The 14,105-nt window shown below is 67.4% G+C and carries 10 protein-coding genes; 6 read left to right on the forward strand and 4 right to left on the reverse strand.

Annotated features, from left to right (window positions below):
* Nucleotides 1-61: 61 nt before the first annotated feature.
* Nucleotides 62-457 carry a DUF1801 domain-containing protein gene (locus AB0M22_RS18580; protein WP_364727852.1) on the forward strand — a complete coding sequence of 132 codons (396 nt, stop codon included), beginning with the start codon at nt 62-64 and terminating at the stop codon, nt 455-457.
* A gap of 3 nt (nt 458-460) precedes the next feature.
* Here AB0M22_RS18580 and AB0M22_RS18585 read toward each other — a convergent pair whose 3' ends face one another.
* The 4 genes from AB0M22_RS18585 to AB0M22_RS18600 all read right to left on the reverse strand — a co-directional run bounded on the left by AB0M22_RS18585 (nt 461) and on the right by AB0M22_RS18600 (nt 8,486).
* On the reverse strand, nt 461-1,696 hold the full coding sequence (locus AB0M22_RS18585; RefSeq protein ID WP_364727855.1) for a serine hydrolase domain-containing protein: 1,236 nt from the start codon (nt 1,694-1,696) through the stop codon (nt 461-463).
* Nucleotides 1,697-1,827: 131 nt separating this feature from the next.
* Nucleotides 1,828-4,422 (reverse strand): polynucleotide kinase-phosphatase, encoded by a 2,595-nt coding sequence (locus AB0M22_RS18590; protein WP_364727857.1) that lies wholly within the window; start codon nt 4,420-4,422, stop codon nt 1,828-1,830.
* A complete protein-coding gene (locus AB0M22_RS18595; RefSeq protein ID WP_364727860.1) occupies nt 4,422-5,954 on the reverse strand; it encodes a 3' terminal RNA ribose 2'-O-methyltransferase Hen1 in 1,533 nt (510 codons plus the stop codon). Before AB0M22_RS18595 ends, AB0M22_RS18590 begins: the two co-directional genes overlap by 1 nt.
* Nucleotides 5,955-6,020: 66 nt before the next feature.
* Nucleotides 6,021-8,486 carry a phosphoketolase family protein gene (locus AB0M22_RS18600; protein ID WP_364727863.1) on the reverse strand — a complete coding sequence of 822 codons (2,466 nt, stop codon included), beginning with the start codon at nt 8,484-8,486 and terminating at the stop codon, nt 6,021-6,023.
* Between the two features lie 111 nt (nt 8,487-8,597).
* On the opposite strand from AB0M22_RS18600, the gene AB0M22_RS18605 reads away from it, so the two are divergent.
* The 5 genes from AB0M22_RS18605 to clpX all read left to right on the forward strand — a co-directional run bounded on the left by AB0M22_RS18605 (nt 8,598) and on the right by clpX (nt 14,010).
* Nucleotides 8,598-9,176, forward strand: coding sequence for an FKBP-type peptidyl-prolyl cis-trans isomerase (locus AB0M22_RS18605; RefSeq protein WP_364727866.1), 579 nt, complete (start codon nt 8,598-8,600; stop codon nt 9,174-9,176).
* A gap of 169 nt (nt 9,177-9,345) precedes the next feature.
* Nucleotides 9,346-10,758, forward strand: a complete 1,413-nt coding sequence (gene tig, locus AB0M22_RS18610; protein ID WP_364727869.1) for a trigger factor — start codon at nt 9,346-9,348, stop codon at nt 10,756-10,758.
* 193 nt (nt 10,759-10,951) lie between these two features.
* The gene (locus AB0M22_RS18615) at nt 10,952-11,542 is read left to right on the forward strand and encodes an ATP-dependent Clp protease proteolytic subunit (protein ID WP_364727872.1); all 591 of its coding nucleotides are present in this window, start codon (nt 10,952-10,954) and stop codon (nt 11,540-11,542) included.
* Between the two features lie 67 nt (nt 11,543-11,609).
* Nucleotides 11,610-12,281, forward strand: a complete 672-nt coding sequence (locus AB0M22_RS18620; protein ID WP_364727875.1) for an ATP-dependent Clp protease proteolytic subunit — start codon at nt 11,610-11,612, stop codon at nt 12,279-12,281.
* A gap of 448 nt (nt 12,282-12,729) precedes the next feature.
* Complete coding sequence (clpX, locus tag AB0M22_RS18625) at nt 12,730-14,010, forward strand: ATP-dependent Clp protease ATP-binding subunit ClpX (protein WP_150403131.1); 1,281 nt, start codon at nt 12,730-12,732, stop codon at nt 14,008-14,010.
* The last annotated feature ends 95 nt before the right edge of the window (nt 14,011-14,105 follow it).

Below are 14,105 nucleotides of genomic sequence, written 5' to 3' on the forward strand. Positions count from 1 at the left end.
ATCGTACTCATGCTGGCGAGAAACGGTCATCGGAGCGCCGAGTTTGTGTTTGGATCGGCCCATGTCCTACGAGGCCGACCCGCGCGTCGACACCTACATCGACGCCTTGCCCGCCTGGCAGCAAGCGATCTGCCGGGAGGTGCGCGAGCTGGTGCACGCCGCCGACCCGGCGGTCGTCGAGACCATCAAGCGCACGGTGCAGCCGTACTTCGTGCTCGACGGTAATATCTGCGCCCTGCTCGCGGCGAAGACGCACGTCAACGTCTTCCTCTACGACGGAGCGATCGTGCCGGACCCCGACGGCATCATCACCGCGGGGCACGACAACAAGACCGCGCGCACCGTCGCCGTCCGCGAAGGCGAAAAGCTGCCTGCCGCACCGCTGCTCGCGATGTTCGAGCAGATCATCGCGAACAATCGGGCGGGTGGCTGGCGCAAACTCAAACGCGACGGCTGACGCTCAACCGACCGCGACGTCGAGACTGTCCGGCAGTTCACCGGTGTCTTCCAGCCCGCGGGCGGCCCGCTGCGAGAGTGCGGCGAGCACCGGCAGCCGCGCGTCACCGAGCGACATCGCATGGTTGCCGAGGTGATTGGTGACGAACGCGACCGACAGGCCGAGCCCGGGCATGGCGATGCCGCCCGAGCCGCCGATCCCGAAGTGCCCCAACGCCTGCCGGGTCAGCTTGGTGCCGACGATGCCGCGGTGATAGCCGAGCGCGAAATGCGGTGCGGCGCCGAGTACATAGTCGAACCGCCCGTTCGGCGGCATCTGCGCGATCAGCCGGGTGGTCTCCGGCCGCAGCAGCCGCCGGTGGCCGACCATGCCGTCGTTGGCGATCGCGCCGTACATCTTGGCCAGCGCGCGGGCCGTGAAAACCCCGCTCCAGCCGGGCATCATCGTGTCGTAGGGCTGCTCGCCGAGCGTCATGTCCGCCCAGCCGTCGTACACCGCGCTGCGCGCCGAATGCACCGCGCGCATCGAGGCGAACGGGGCGATCATCCGGTCGAACGGCACCCGCGCGATACCGAGTCGCGGCGACAGCTTGGCCAGCCGATGCCGCTGCTGCTGTGGGACGCCGAAGTAGAAGTCGTTGTCGCCCAGCGGTTCCGCCAGTTCGGTGCGGATCAGTTCGGGGAACGGCCGCCCGGTGGCCCGCTGAGCGATCTCCGCGACGATGGTGCCGAAGGTGAGTCCGTGATAGCCGGACGCGCGCAGCCGCAACGGATCCGGCGCGGAGGCGGCGATGGCGGCGGCCATGGCGTCGTGGTCGAGGAGGTCCGCCGGGTCCTCGACCAGCCCGCGGGTGCGCTGCAATCCGGCGCGATGGCTCAGCACGTCGCGAATGGTGATGGCCTCCTTGCCGTTCACCGCGAACTCCGGCCAGTAGGTCGCCACCGGTGCGTCGTAGTCGAGCACGCCGCGTTCGGCCAGCCGATTGATGACCGTGGCCGCGACACCCTTGCCGGTCGAGTACGACAGCGCCATCGTGTCGGCATGCCAGCGCCGGTCGCTGTCCGCCCAGCCGGCCCAGATGTCCAGCACTGGCTCTCCGTGCAGGTAGACCGCGAGGGCGCCGCCGCCCTGTCGCTTCCGCCGGAACAGGGCGAAGAACTTCGCGGCGACAATGGTGAAGCGGTCATCGATGAGCATGTTCGCGTGGCTGGGCGTGCTGTCCGAGCTCGCTAACGGCATGGTCAGACTCCTTTGTCCAGTACGCCAGACAAGCCGCCGCGGTAACAGTTGCAAGCAGCTTGCTAACACTCACGGTAACGCCTATCCGTTACCGGGTGCAATGGGTCTGAGACAGTTGCCCGCCTAGGTCGTCACAGGCGTGGGTCGACGGGTTCCGATTCCAGGGCGAGCACCGCGAAGACGGCCTCGTGCACCCGCCACAGGGGTTCACCTGCGGCGAGTCGGTCCAGGGCCTCGAGGCCGAGGGCGTACTCGCGCAATGCCATCGAGCGCTTGCGGCCTAGACCGCGCGAACGCAGGCGTTCGAGGTTGGCCTCGCGCAGGTATTCCGGTCCGTAGATGATCCGGAGGTATTCGGGGCCGCGGCATTTCACGCCGGGCTGTACCAGCCGGCCGTCGCCCGTCGCGCCCTCCGCTTTCTTCGGTCCGCGCACCAGCGCCTGCCGGGGCTTGACCACCATGCCTTCGCCGCCCGACGCGGTGAGTTCGGTCCACCAGTCGGTGGCGGCCGCGACGCCGTCCGCATCGGACAGGTCGACGAACTTGCGGCCCGTCGAGGTGAACAGCTCGGTGTCGGCCGCGACCAGTCGGTCGATCAGCGTGAGGTGCCAATCATGCTCGCGTACCGCATAGTTCGATCCTTCACCGGCGAGGATCTGGAACGGTGCGAGCCGGAGCCCGGACATGCCCTCGACCGGCCAGCAGTAACGGCCATAGGCCTCGGTGAACGCCACCGCGTCGTCCTTGCGCGCCCCGGTGCGGTCCGCAAGATCTGCGACATCCAGTCCACGTTCGGCCACTGCCGCCAACACGTCGCTGGTCGTACCCAGCGCCGCTCGAGCCGCCGCGCCGACGGCCGCATACTGGTTGCGCAGCAACCCGATTGCCTTCGCCGACCACGGCATCAGCTCGGCATCCAGCAGCAGCCATTCGCTGCGCAGCTCATCGAACAACCCCGCGGCTTCGGCGGCCGCTCGCACGCGCGTGAGCAACGCCTCGGTGTGCGCCGGATCGTCGAAGAACGGACGCCCGGTGCGCGTGTAGATCACCCCGGTGCCGCCGTCGTCGACGCCGAATCGGTCCCGCGCGGCCTGAGCCGACCTGGCGACCAGCACCACGGCCCGCGACCCCATGTGCTTCTCCTCGCACACCAACTGGTCGACACCCTCCGCGCGGTAGTACGCGAACGCCTCCGCCGGATGCTCCAGGTAGCCCGCCTGGTCCGAGGTCGCGCACGGCGCCATCGTCGGCGGCAGATACACCAGCCAGCGCGGATCGATGGCGAACCGGCTCATCACTTCCAGTGCGGCGCAGGCGTTTTCCTCCTGCACGCCGACTCGACCGTGGTACCGGGTCTCCACCACGCGCCGGCCGATCACGTCCTCCAGGTCGAGTACGCCCGGTTCTCGATGCACCACACCTTCGGGCGTACTGATCGTCACCGCTTCCAGCGGTCGCACCGGCTCGTACCAAACCGCCTCGGCCGCAACCGAAACCGGCTCCCGCTCCGGATAGCGCAGCGCCGAGAGGCGGCCGCCGAACACGACACCGGTGTCCAGGCACAGCGTGTTGTTCACCCACTGCAAATCGAGCACCGGCGTGTGGCCATACAGCACCGTGGCGCGACCGCGATAGTCGTTCGCCCACGGATAACGCACCGGCAGGCCGTATTCGTCTGTCTCCCCGGTGGTTTCGCCGTACATCGCGAACGACCGAACCCGCCCCGAAGCCCGCCCATGGAACTCTTCCTTCAGCCCCGCGTGCGCGACGACGAGCTTGCCGCCGTCGAGCACATAGTGGCTGACCAGTCCGCGACAGAAATCATGCGCCGCCTTCCGGAAAACCTCGTCCTCGGCTTCGAGCTGCGCCAACGACTCGGCCAAACCGTGTGCCACCCGAACCTGCTTGCCGTCGAGGGCCCGCACGAGCTTGTTCTCGTGATTGCCGGTGACGCACAGGCCGGTTCCCGCCGCGACCATGCCCATCACCAGCCGCAGCACGCCCGGGGTATCCGGCCCGCGGTCGACGAGGTCGCCGACGAACACCGCCGTGCGACCCGCCGGATGGCGTGCGTTGATCGCCCGGCCCACATCGTCGCGGTCGAGGGCATACCCGAGTTCGCCCAGCAGCGTTTCCAATTCGCTCCGGCACCCGTGCACGTCGCCGATCACATCGAACGGCCCGGTCAGCTCCCGCTTGTCGTTCCACGCCTTCTCGTCGACGATGGTCGCCGCTTCGACCTCGGCCACCCCGCGCAGCACGTAAACCTTGCGGAAGCCCTCCCGCTCCAGCCCGCGCAGGCTGCGCCGCAACTCGCGCTGCTGCCGGACCACCACGTGCGCACCGAGCGTCGCCCGGTCCGGCCGCGCCGAATTACGTTCCAGGCACACCGAATCCGGCACGTCCAACACGATCGCCACCGGCAGCACATCGTGCGCGCGGGCCACCGCGATCAGTTCCTGCCGCGACTTGGCCTGCACGTTGGTCGCGTCGACGACCGTGCGCAGTCCACGCCGCAGCCGAACGCCGGCGATGTGGTGCAGCAGCGCGAACGCCTCGGGGGTCGCCGACTGGTCGTTCTCGTCGTCGCTGACCACACCGCGGCAGGCATCCGAGGCCACCACGGAAGTCGGCCGAAAGTGCTTGCGCGCGAAGGTCGACTTGCCCGATCCGGTGCTGCCGATCAACACCACCAGGGACAGCTCGGGCACCGAGAGCTCCGTCATCATGCCGCCCCTTCCGTTGTCGTGGTAACCGCCGATTTCGTGAAAACAGCCATCTGCGTCGGCGCTCCGAGTTCTGGATCCGGCGCGCCGATCGGCACGAACCGCACGGTATACCCGTGCCGTGCCGCGACGCCGTCGGCCCACGCCGCGAATTCCGCTCTGGTCCACTCGAATCGGTGATCGGCATGCCGGAACGTGTCGGCCGCCAACGTCTCGAAGCGCACGTTGAACTCCGCGTTGGGCGTGGTGACGACCACCGCTCCCGGCGCCGCCGAGGCGAACACCGCGTGCTCCAGCGCCCCGAGCCGCGGCAGATCGACGTGCTCGATGACCTCCATCAGCACCGCAGCGTCATAACCGCGCAACCGGGCATCGGTGTAGGTGAGCGCGCCCTGCCGCAGCGTAAGCCGCTGCGCCACCCGTTCGGGCATCCGCTCGAGCCGCAGCTTGCGTTCGGCGATATGCAACGCGCGCATCGACACGTCCACCCCCACAATCTCACTGAAAGCCTTGTCGGCCAGCAACTCCCGCAGCAACGTGCCCTCACCACAGCCGAGATCGAGCACCCGCTGAGCACCGACTTCGTTTAGCGCGGAGAGCACCGCCGCCCGCCGAGTGACCGCCAAAGACGGTGTGCTCTCTGCGGTTTCGACCGCACCGTGATCCCCGGCCGCTGTCGCGGCGGAGCCTGTTTCGGTAGCGGTCTCCGATGATCCGGCCTCGTTTGCGACGGCCTCATCACCATCGTCCTCGACCGCATCCAGCAGCTCCGGCTCGACCTCTTCCAGCTCCGCCAACCGAGCCAACGCCGTCCGCACCAGCGAATGCCGCCGCGCCAAATACCGCCGGGTGATCCACCCACGCTCCGGATGCTCGGCCAGCCACCCACCGCCGGCCCGGATCAGCTTGTCCACCTCGTCACCGGCGACCCAATAGTGCTTGGCCCCATCCAAAACCGGTAGCAGCACGTACAGATGCGACAGCGCATCGGCCAACCGCACGGTCCCGGACAACTCGACCCGCAGGTAATGCGAATCACCCCACTCCGGAAACGCCGGATCCAACGGCAGGGGAGTGGCCGTCACCGCCCACCCGAGCGGCGCGAACATCCGCTCCGCCACCTCCGCCCCGCCCCGGCACGGCACCGCGGGCAACTCGATCCGCAACGGCAACGCCGTCTGCACCAGTTCCGGCCGCAACGTGCAACGCCCGTGCAGCGCCGTGCGGAACACCGCGCCGATCGCCACCGACAGCAACGACGACGCCGCATACGGCCGATCGTTGACGTACTGCCCGAGGCTGAAATCCGGTGTCCCACGCGAACGTCCGCGCACCAACCGGATCGGATCGATCTCCAGCACCAGCGCCGCGGTGCACCGGGCGGCCGTCGCCTCCGGATACACCACGTGCGCCGTGCCGTAGGACTGCTCGAACGCCTGCACCCGGTCGGGATTCTTGTGCAGCAAGAACCCCAGATCGGTCGCCGGCCACGCCGCGCCGTCCGGTGGTGTGCAAGTGATCGTCAGAAGCATGTAGCGATCGTCGCGTAGCCCCGCCAACCTGCGCAAGGAAGTTTCATCCAAGCCACAGCAACCCGCTCACTCCACCGGATACGGCCACGTCCAGTCCGCGACGCCGGGGATGTCCTCGCCGTGCTCCCGGGTCCAGGCCCGCGCCTCCCACCGCGCGTCCACCATCTCCTGACGCAGCCCCGCGGCCCGCTCACCCAGGCTCGGCACCCGATCGATGACGTCCATCACCAGGTGGAACCGATCCAGATCGTTGAGCATCACCATGTCGAACGGCGTCGTGGTGGTACCGCGCTCCTGATACCCCCGCACGTGCAGCCCGGCATGGTTCGCCCGTCGATAGGTGAGCCGGTGCACCAGCCACGGATACCCGTGGAACGCGAAGATCACCGGCCGATCATGGGTGAACAACGTGTCGAACTCGCTGTCCGGCAACCCATGTGGATGATCGTCCTGCGGCTGCAATCGCGTCAGATCGACCACGTTGACCACCCGAACCCGCAAGTCCGGCAGCCGATCGCGCAGGATCGCCGCCGCCGCAAGGGTTTCCAGCGTCGGTACGTCACCGGCACAGGCCAGCACGACATCCGGCACCGTGCCGAGTTCGTCGTTGTGCCCCGCCCACTCCCAGATCCCGATGCCCCGCGCACAGTGCTCGGCGGCGTCCGTCACCGAAAGCCAGTCGGCCTGCGGCTGTTTGCCCGCGACCACCACGTTGACGTAGTGCCGCGACCGCAAACAGTGGTCATAGGTGGACAGCAGCGTGTTGGCGTCCGGCGGCAGATAGACCCGCACGATCGACGCCTTCTTGTTCAACACCACGTCCAGGAACCCGGGATCCTGATGGGTGAACCCGTTGTGGTCCTGCCGCCAAACATGCGACGACAGCAGGTAATTGAGGCTGGCGATCGGCCGTCGCCACGGCACCGCCGCACTCGCGTCCAGCCACTTCGCGTGCTGGTTGAACATCGCGTCGACGATGTGGATGAACGCCTCGTAGCAGGTGAACACCCCGTGCCTGCCGGTCAGTAGGTACCCCTCCAGCAGCCCCTGACACATGTGCTCGGAGAGCATCTCGATCACCCGCCCGGCGCGGTCGAGATGTTCGTCGTACTCGCCGATTTCGGCCTGCCAGTTGCGCCCGGTCACCTCGAGGATGTCCTGCAACCGATTGCTGGCCAGCTCGTCCGGCGCGAAGGTGATGAAGTTGTCCGGGTTGTTCCGGGTGACCTCGCGCAACCAGCCGCCGAGCACCCTGGTCGCCTCGTGCTGCGACCCGCCCGGCGTGGCGACCTCGACGCCGAAGTCGCGCCAGTCCGGCAGGTTCAGATCGCGAACGAGGCTGCCGCCGTTGGCAACCGGGTTGGCACTCATCCGGTAGTCGCCGTCGGGCACCTGATCCAGCAGCTCCGATACCGGCCGCCCCAGCTCGTCGAACAGCTCCTCCGGGCGATAGGACCGCAGCCACTCTTCCAGCACCGCACGGTGATTCGCGTTGGTGCGCGCCGCGGGCAACGGCACCTGATGCGCGCGGAACGTGCCCTCGACCGGCTGACCGTCCACGACCGGCGGACAGGTCCAGCCCTTCGGCGTGCGCAACACGATCATCGGCCAGATCGGCCGCACCTCGTCGGTGCCGCCGCGCGCGGCCCGCTGGATCTGCGCGATGCGCTCCATGCAGGTGTCGATCGCGACCGCCATCGCCTGGTGCACCGCCGTCGGATCGCTGCCCGACACGATGATCGGCTCGTAGCCGTACCCGCGCATCAGTGAGACCAGCTCGGACTCCGGAATCCGCGCCAGGATGGTCGGATTGGCGATCTTGTACTGGTTCAGCGCGAGGATCGGCAGCACCGCGCCGTCCCGCGCCGGATTGAGAAATTTGTTCCCGTGCCAGCTGGTGGCCAGCGGACCGGTCTCCGCCTCGCCGTCGCCGATCACGCAGAACACGGTCAGATCCGGGTGATCGAGCGCGGCACCGAAGGCGTGCATGAGCGAGTAACCGAGTTCGCCGCCCTCGTGGAACGACCCGGGCGTCTCCGGCGCGCAGTGGCTGGGCACACCGCCGGGGAAGGAGAACTGCGCGAAGAACGAACCCATCCCCGCGGCATCCTGCGGAATGTGGCTGTACAGCTCGGAGTACGTGCCCTCCAGCCAGCCGCACGCGTTCGGTCCTGGTCCACCGTGGCCGGGCCCGGCCACGAACACCGCGCTGAGCCCGCGCTGCCGGATCGCCCGGTTGGCGTGCACCCACACCAGGTTCAACCCGGGCACGGTGCCGAAATGCCCGAGCAGCCGCGGTTTGATGTGTTCGGCCTGAAGCGGCTCGCGCAGCAGCGGATTCGCCATCAGATAGATCTGCCCGACGGCCAGGTAGTTCGCCGCCCGCCACCAGGCATCGATCGAGGTCAGCTCATCTCGATCCAGCGGTCCCGGGAGGTCGGTCAGCCGATAGGGCTCGGGGGCCACGGTCTCGCCGCCCGCGCCGCCGACGTTGTCGGCCGAAGTGTCAGTGCCCGTGCTGGGGTGGGTCATGCGCCGACTCTCCTCGTACTGGGGGGAGAATTCCAGTGTCAGCGTAACGGCAGTTCGACGCGCGCCGGGCGACTCGGACGTTCGCCGCCGCGATGGTCTAGGGTCCGCCGCATGCACACACTCGGCAGGTTCATCGGGATCGGCACCATGGCCGCGGCAGCGTTCACTCTGGTCGCCTGTGGCTCGGACGACAAGGCGTCGTCCACTCCCTCCTCTACCTCTTCCGCCGCGAAGGCGACCGCGCAGGCGCAGGGCGCCCCGTCCGTGAGCAAGGGACGCGAATGCACCGCGGAGGACATCGGCGTGAGCGGCGACTTCGGCACTGCGCCGAAGATCACCCTCCCGGACAATTGCGATCCGCCGAAGAAGCTCATCACCAAGGACCTCATCGCGGGCACCGGTCCCGGCGCCGCCGCGGGCCAGCCGCTGACCATGAACTACGCGCTGATCACCTGGTCCAACGGCCAGAAGAAGGACAGCTCCTTCGATCGAGGCACCCCGTTCCAGCTCACGCTCGGCGGCGGTCAGGTCATTCCCGGCTGGGACCAGGGCCTTATCGGCGTGCAGCAGGGCGCGCGCCGGCTGCTGATCGTGCCGCCGGACCTCGGCTACGGCGCGAGCGGCCGCAGCGGCATCGCCCCGAACGAGACGCTGGTCTTCGTCACCGACGCGGTATCGGTCGGTAAGTAGGGCCGGAAAAGCGGCCCAGTGCAGCGCGCCCCGGCCGGTCAACTAACCTGGTCGGGATGCGTACGCCGCGTCCCTCGCCAGCCCGGCGGGTGCCGGGGTCCCGGTAGAAGTCCGGGACGACGGGGGATCGCGTCTCAACCAGAACAGACGACGAACAAGGAGCATGTCCGTGAAGAGCACCGTCGAGCAGCTGAGCCCGACCCGGGTCCGGATCAATGTCGAGGTGCCCTTCGAGGAACTCAAGCCGGACTTCGATCGCGCGTACAAGGCACTGGCCAAGCAGGTCAAGATCCCCGGCTTCCGTCCGGGTAAGGCGCCGGCCAAGCTGCTCGAGGCCCGCCTCGGCCGCGGCGCGGTGCTGGAGCAGGTCGTCAACGACGTGCTGCCCGGCCGCTACAGCGAGGCCGTCACCGCGGCCGACGTGAAGGTCATCGGCCAGCCGGAGATCGAGATCACCAAGATCGAGGACGGCGAGGAGCTCGCGTTCACCGCCGAGGTCGACGTGCGCCCCGAGCTCACGCTGCCGGAGTACGAGTCCATCGAGGTCAGCGTCGACGCCTTCACCATCGGCGACGAGGACATCGACGAGCAGCTGCAGTCGCTGCGCCAGCGCTTCGGCACCCTCACCGGCGTCGAGCGCGCGGTGCAGGACGGCGACTTCGTATCCATCGATCTGTCCGCGACCGTCGACGGCGAGGACGTCCCCGAGGCGGCCACCACCGGCCTGTCCCACGAGGTCGGCTCCGGCCAGCTCATCGAGGGCTTGGACGAGGCGCTGATCGGCCTGGCCGCGAGCGAGTCCAAGGAGTTCACCTCGACCCTGGTCGCCGGTGAGCACGCGGGCAAGGAAGCCGTCATCAAGGTCACCGTGCAGTCCGTCAAGGAGCGCGAGCTGCCCGAGGCCGACGACGACTTCGCCCAGCTGGCCAGCGAATTCGACACCCTCGAAGAGCTGAAGACCGACCTGCGCAGCCGGGTCGAGCGGAGCAAGAAGGTCGAGCAGGCTGGCCAGATCCGGGACAAGGTCCTCGAGACCCTGCTCGAGCAGGTCGAGGTGCCGCTGCCCGAGGCCGTCGTGCAGGCCGAGATCGACGCCGTCACCCACGACGCCGTGCACGGCTTCGACCACGACGAGGCCAAGCTCGCCGAGGCGCTGGAGGCCCAGGGCTCCAGCCGCGAAGAGTTCGACAAGGACGCCAAGGAATCCGCCGAGAAGTCGGTGCGCACCCAGCTGCTGCTGGACGCCATCGCCGAGGCGGAGAACACTCAGGTCGGCCAGGAAGAGCTCACCGAGCGGATCCTGTTCCAGTCCCAGCGCTACGGCCTGGCGCCGGAGCAGTTCATCCAGCAGGTGCAGCAGGCCGGCCAGCTCGGCGCGATCTTCGCCGACGTCCGGCGCGGCAAGGCCCTCGCGGGCGTCGTCGGCAAGGTGAAGGTGACAGACTCCGAGGGCAACGTGGTGGACACCGCCGAAATGTTCGGTGCCCCGGAGGATTCCGCCGCCGACGCTGACGTCGAGGCGATCACCGAGGTGGCCGCGGACGACGAGTCGACCGAGACCGCTGCGGCGAAGGCCGAATAATTCCATGCAATGGCAGCGTGACGAGCGGCCGCGAGCTGCGTTGATTGCGCTGTGAGCGAAGAAGGGCGGTACCGGGAGTTCGGTGCCGCCCTGCTTCGTTAATGTTTGTGACAACGAACCAGAGATGGCCGTCGGCCAACGAGCCGGTAAGAAAAGGCAGGTATCCGTGACAGTCAATCAGGCAGGGGTCGTCATGACATCCGCGACTGCTGGTCTCAACCTCAGCGATTCGGTGTACGAGCGACTGCTTACCAATCGCATCATCTTCCTCGGCACCCAGGTCGACGACGACATCGCGAACAAGCTCTGCGCGCAGATCCTGCTTCTCACGGCGGAGGATCCGACCAAGGACATCGCGCTCTACATCAACTCGCCCGGTGGTTCGGTGACCGCGGGCATGGCGATCTACGACACCATGCAGTTCGCCGAGTGCGACATCGCCACCTTCGGCATGGGCCTGGCCGCGTCGATGGGGCAGTTCCTGCTCACCGCGGGCACCAAGGGCAAGCGCTTCGCCCTGCCGCACGCGCGGATCATGATGCACCAGCCGTCGGCGGGCATCGGCGGTTCCGCGGCCGACATCGCGATCATGGCCGAGCAGTTCGCGCACACCAAGCGGGAGCTCAACGAGCTGCAGGCGCTGCACACCGGCAAGTCGGTGGAGCAGGTCGCCGCCGACGCCGACCGCGACCGCTGGTTCACCGCCAAGCAGGCGCTGGAGTACGGCTTCATCGATCGAGTGATCAGCCACGCGAACCAGACCAACGGCGTCGCCGACAACTAGGCGCCATCCGGACTCTCTGTCCGTTCAGCGCATCCGCGGCTTACACACACAGACTTTGGAGACGAAGATGGCCAACCAGTTTGACCCACGCGCAGCGCTCGGCGGTATGGCACCGCAGGGCGCCGAGTCGCGCTACATCCTGCCGTCGTTCATCGAGCACTCGAGCTTCGGCGTCAAGGAGTCCAACCCGTACAACAAGCTGTTCGAGGAGCGCATCATCTTCCTCGGCGTGCAGGTGGACGACGCGTCGGCGAACGACGTCATGGCGCAGCTGCTTGTGCTCGAGTCGCTCGATCCCGACCGCGACATCACCATGTACATCAACTCGCCCGGTGGCTCGTTCACCTCGCTGATGGCCATCTACGACACCATGCAGTACGTGCGCGCCGACGTCGCGACCGTCTGCCTGGGCCAGGCCGCCTCGGCCGCGGCCGTGCTGCTCGCCGCCGGTACCCCCGGCAAGCGGGCCTGCCTGCCCAACGCCCGGGTGCTCATCCACCAGCCGTCGCTGGAGGGTGGCATCCAGGGTCAGGTCTCGGACCTGGAGATCCAGGCCGCCGAGATCGAGCGCATGCGTCGCCTGATGGAGACCACGCTGGCCTACCACACCGGCAAGGACGCGGATCAGATCCGCAAGGACACCGACCGCGACAAGATCCTGACCGCCGCGGAGGCCAAGGAATACGGGATCATCGACCAGGTGTTCGACTACCGCAAGCTCAGCGCGCAGAAGAAGTGATCCACCGGAGCGAATCGCCGATCCCGGCGGTGATTCGCTCGTAAGTTGCTACACCCCAGGGAATTCCGGCCGGGAAGTGCGCCTTGTTGCGTGCTGCCCGGCCGGACTGCTTCAGTGTCACGGCTGGCCCGGAAACGCTTTGGTCACCAGCCCCGATGAAACAAGCGGCCGGCGCACGAAAAGGCTGCTGAACGGACACAACGCGCTCCGGTGCGGTGAGAACTCGCACAACCCGGCGGAGAAACATGCTCGAGTTGTCGACCTCCATCGCACACAACAGGTACGGTCAACCTAGGGACCTTTGCTCCCGGTTGACAGCACTGCCTCACCCACCGGAACCGGTCGATGCGTTTGCGACTACGGCCGGTGGCGCGAACAGTTAACGCGGCAGATAGCTGGCAACCTGGACGGACGGTTGCACGCGGACAAGGAAGTAGGGACCCACGAGATGGCGCGCATCGGAGATGGCGGCGATCTGCTCAAGTGCTCGTTCTGCGGAAAGAGCCAGAAGCAGGTCAAGAAGCTCATTGCGGGACCAGGGGTGTACATCTGCGACGAGTGCATCGATCTATGCAACGAGATCATCGAGGAAGAGCTCGCCGAGTCCAGCGAGGTCAAGCTCGATGAGCTGCCCAAGCCCGCGGAGATCCGGGACTTCCTGGAGAACTACGTGATCGGGCAGGACACCGCCAAGCGCACACTCGCGGTGGCCGTCTACAACCACTACAAGCGCATTCAGGCCGGCGACAAGGGCCGCGACAGCCGCGGCGAGGTCGTCGAGCTGACCAAGTCGAACATCCTGATGCTCGGCCCGACCGGCTGCGGCAAGACCTACCTCGCGCAGACGCTGGCCAAGATGCTGAACGTCCCGTTCGCCATCGCGGACGCGACCGCGCTGACCGAGGCGGGCTACGTCGGCGAGGATGTGGAGAACATCCTGCTGAAGCTGATCCAGGCCGCGGACTACGACGTCAAGCGCGCCGAGACCGGCATCATCTACATCGATGAGGTCGACAAGATCGCCCGCAAGAGCGAGAACCCGTCGATCACCCGCGACGTCTCCGGCGAGGGCGTGCAGCAGGCGCTGCTGAAGATCCTGGAGGGCACCCAGGCGAGCGTGCCGCCGCAGGGCGGGCGCAAGCACCCGCACCAGGAGTTCATCCAGATCGACACCACCAACGTGCTGTTCATCGTCGCGGGTGCGTTCGCCGGCCTGGAGCGGATCGTCTCCGAGCGGACCGGCCACCGCGGCATCGGCTTCGGCTCCGAGGTGCGGTCCAAGTCCGAGATCGACACCGCCGATCACTTCGCCGAGGTGATGCCGGAGGATCTGATCAAGTTCGGCCTGATCCCCGAGTTCATCGGCCGCCTCCCGGTCGTCGCCTCGGTGACCAACCTGGACAAGGAATCGCTGGTCAAGATCCTCTCCGAACCGAAGAACGCGCTGGTCAAGCAGTACGTCCGGCTGTTCGAGATGGACGGGGTCGACCTCGAGTTCACCACCGACGCGCTGGAAGCGATCGCCGATCAGGCGATCCTGCGCGGCACCGGCGCTCGTGGCCTGCGCGCCATCATGGAGGAAGTCCTGCTGCCGGTGATGTACGACATCCCCAGCCGCGACGACGTCGCCAAGGTGGTCGTCGACTCCGACACCGTCACCGAGAACGTGCTGCCGACCATCGTGCCGCGCAAGGCGCAGCGGACCGAACGCCGGGAGAAGTCGGCGTAACCCCACGTCAGACCCGAAAGAAGCCATCGCACAACGCGATGGCTTTTTTCTTTGTGTAAAGACCGCCAATCTGGGTACCCAGTATTCAGGGTTGA

The sequence above is a fragment of the Nocardia sp. NPDC051756 genome (genome assembly GCF_040681495.1).
In the GTDB taxonomy this organism is placed as follows: Bacteria; Actinomycetota; Actinomycetes; order Mycobacteriales; family Mycobacteriaceae; genus Nocardia.

Coding starts and splice junctions, on each gene's coding strand:
- AB0M22_RS18615 (WP_364727872.1), top strand. CDS start 10,952: ATGACATCCGCGACTGCTGGTCTCAACCTCAGCGATTCGGTGTACGAG.
- AB0M22_RS18620 (WP_364727875.1), top strand. CDS start 11,610: ATGGCCAACCAGTTTGACCCACGCGCAGCGCTCGGCGGTATGGCACCG.
- AB0M22_RS18605 (WP_364727866.1), top strand. CDS start 8,598: ATGCACACACTCGGCAGGTTCATCGGGATCGGCACCATGGCCGCGGCA.
- AB0M22_RS18580 (WP_364727852.1), top strand. CDS start 62: ATGTCCTACGAGGCCGACCCGCGCGTCGACACCTACATCGACGCCTTG.
- clpX (WP_150403131.1), top strand. CDS start 12,730: ATGGCGCGCATCGGAGATGGCGGCGATCTGCTCAAGTGCTCGTTCTGC.
- AB0M22_RS18595 (WP_364727860.1), bottom strand. CDS start 5,954: ATGCTTCTGACGATCACTTGCACACCACCGGACGGCGCGGCGTGGCCG.
- AB0M22_RS18600 (WP_364727863.1), bottom strand. CDS start 8,486: ATGACCCACCCCAGCACGGGCACTGACACTTCGGCCGACAACGTCGGC.
- AB0M22_RS18585 (WP_364727855.1), bottom strand. CDS start 1,696: ATGCCGTTAGCGAGCTCGGACAGCACGCCCAGCCACGCGAACATGCTC.
- AB0M22_RS18590 (WP_364727857.1), bottom strand. CDS start 4,422: ATGACGGAGCTCTCGGTGCCCGAGCTGTCCCTGGTGGTGTTGATCGGC.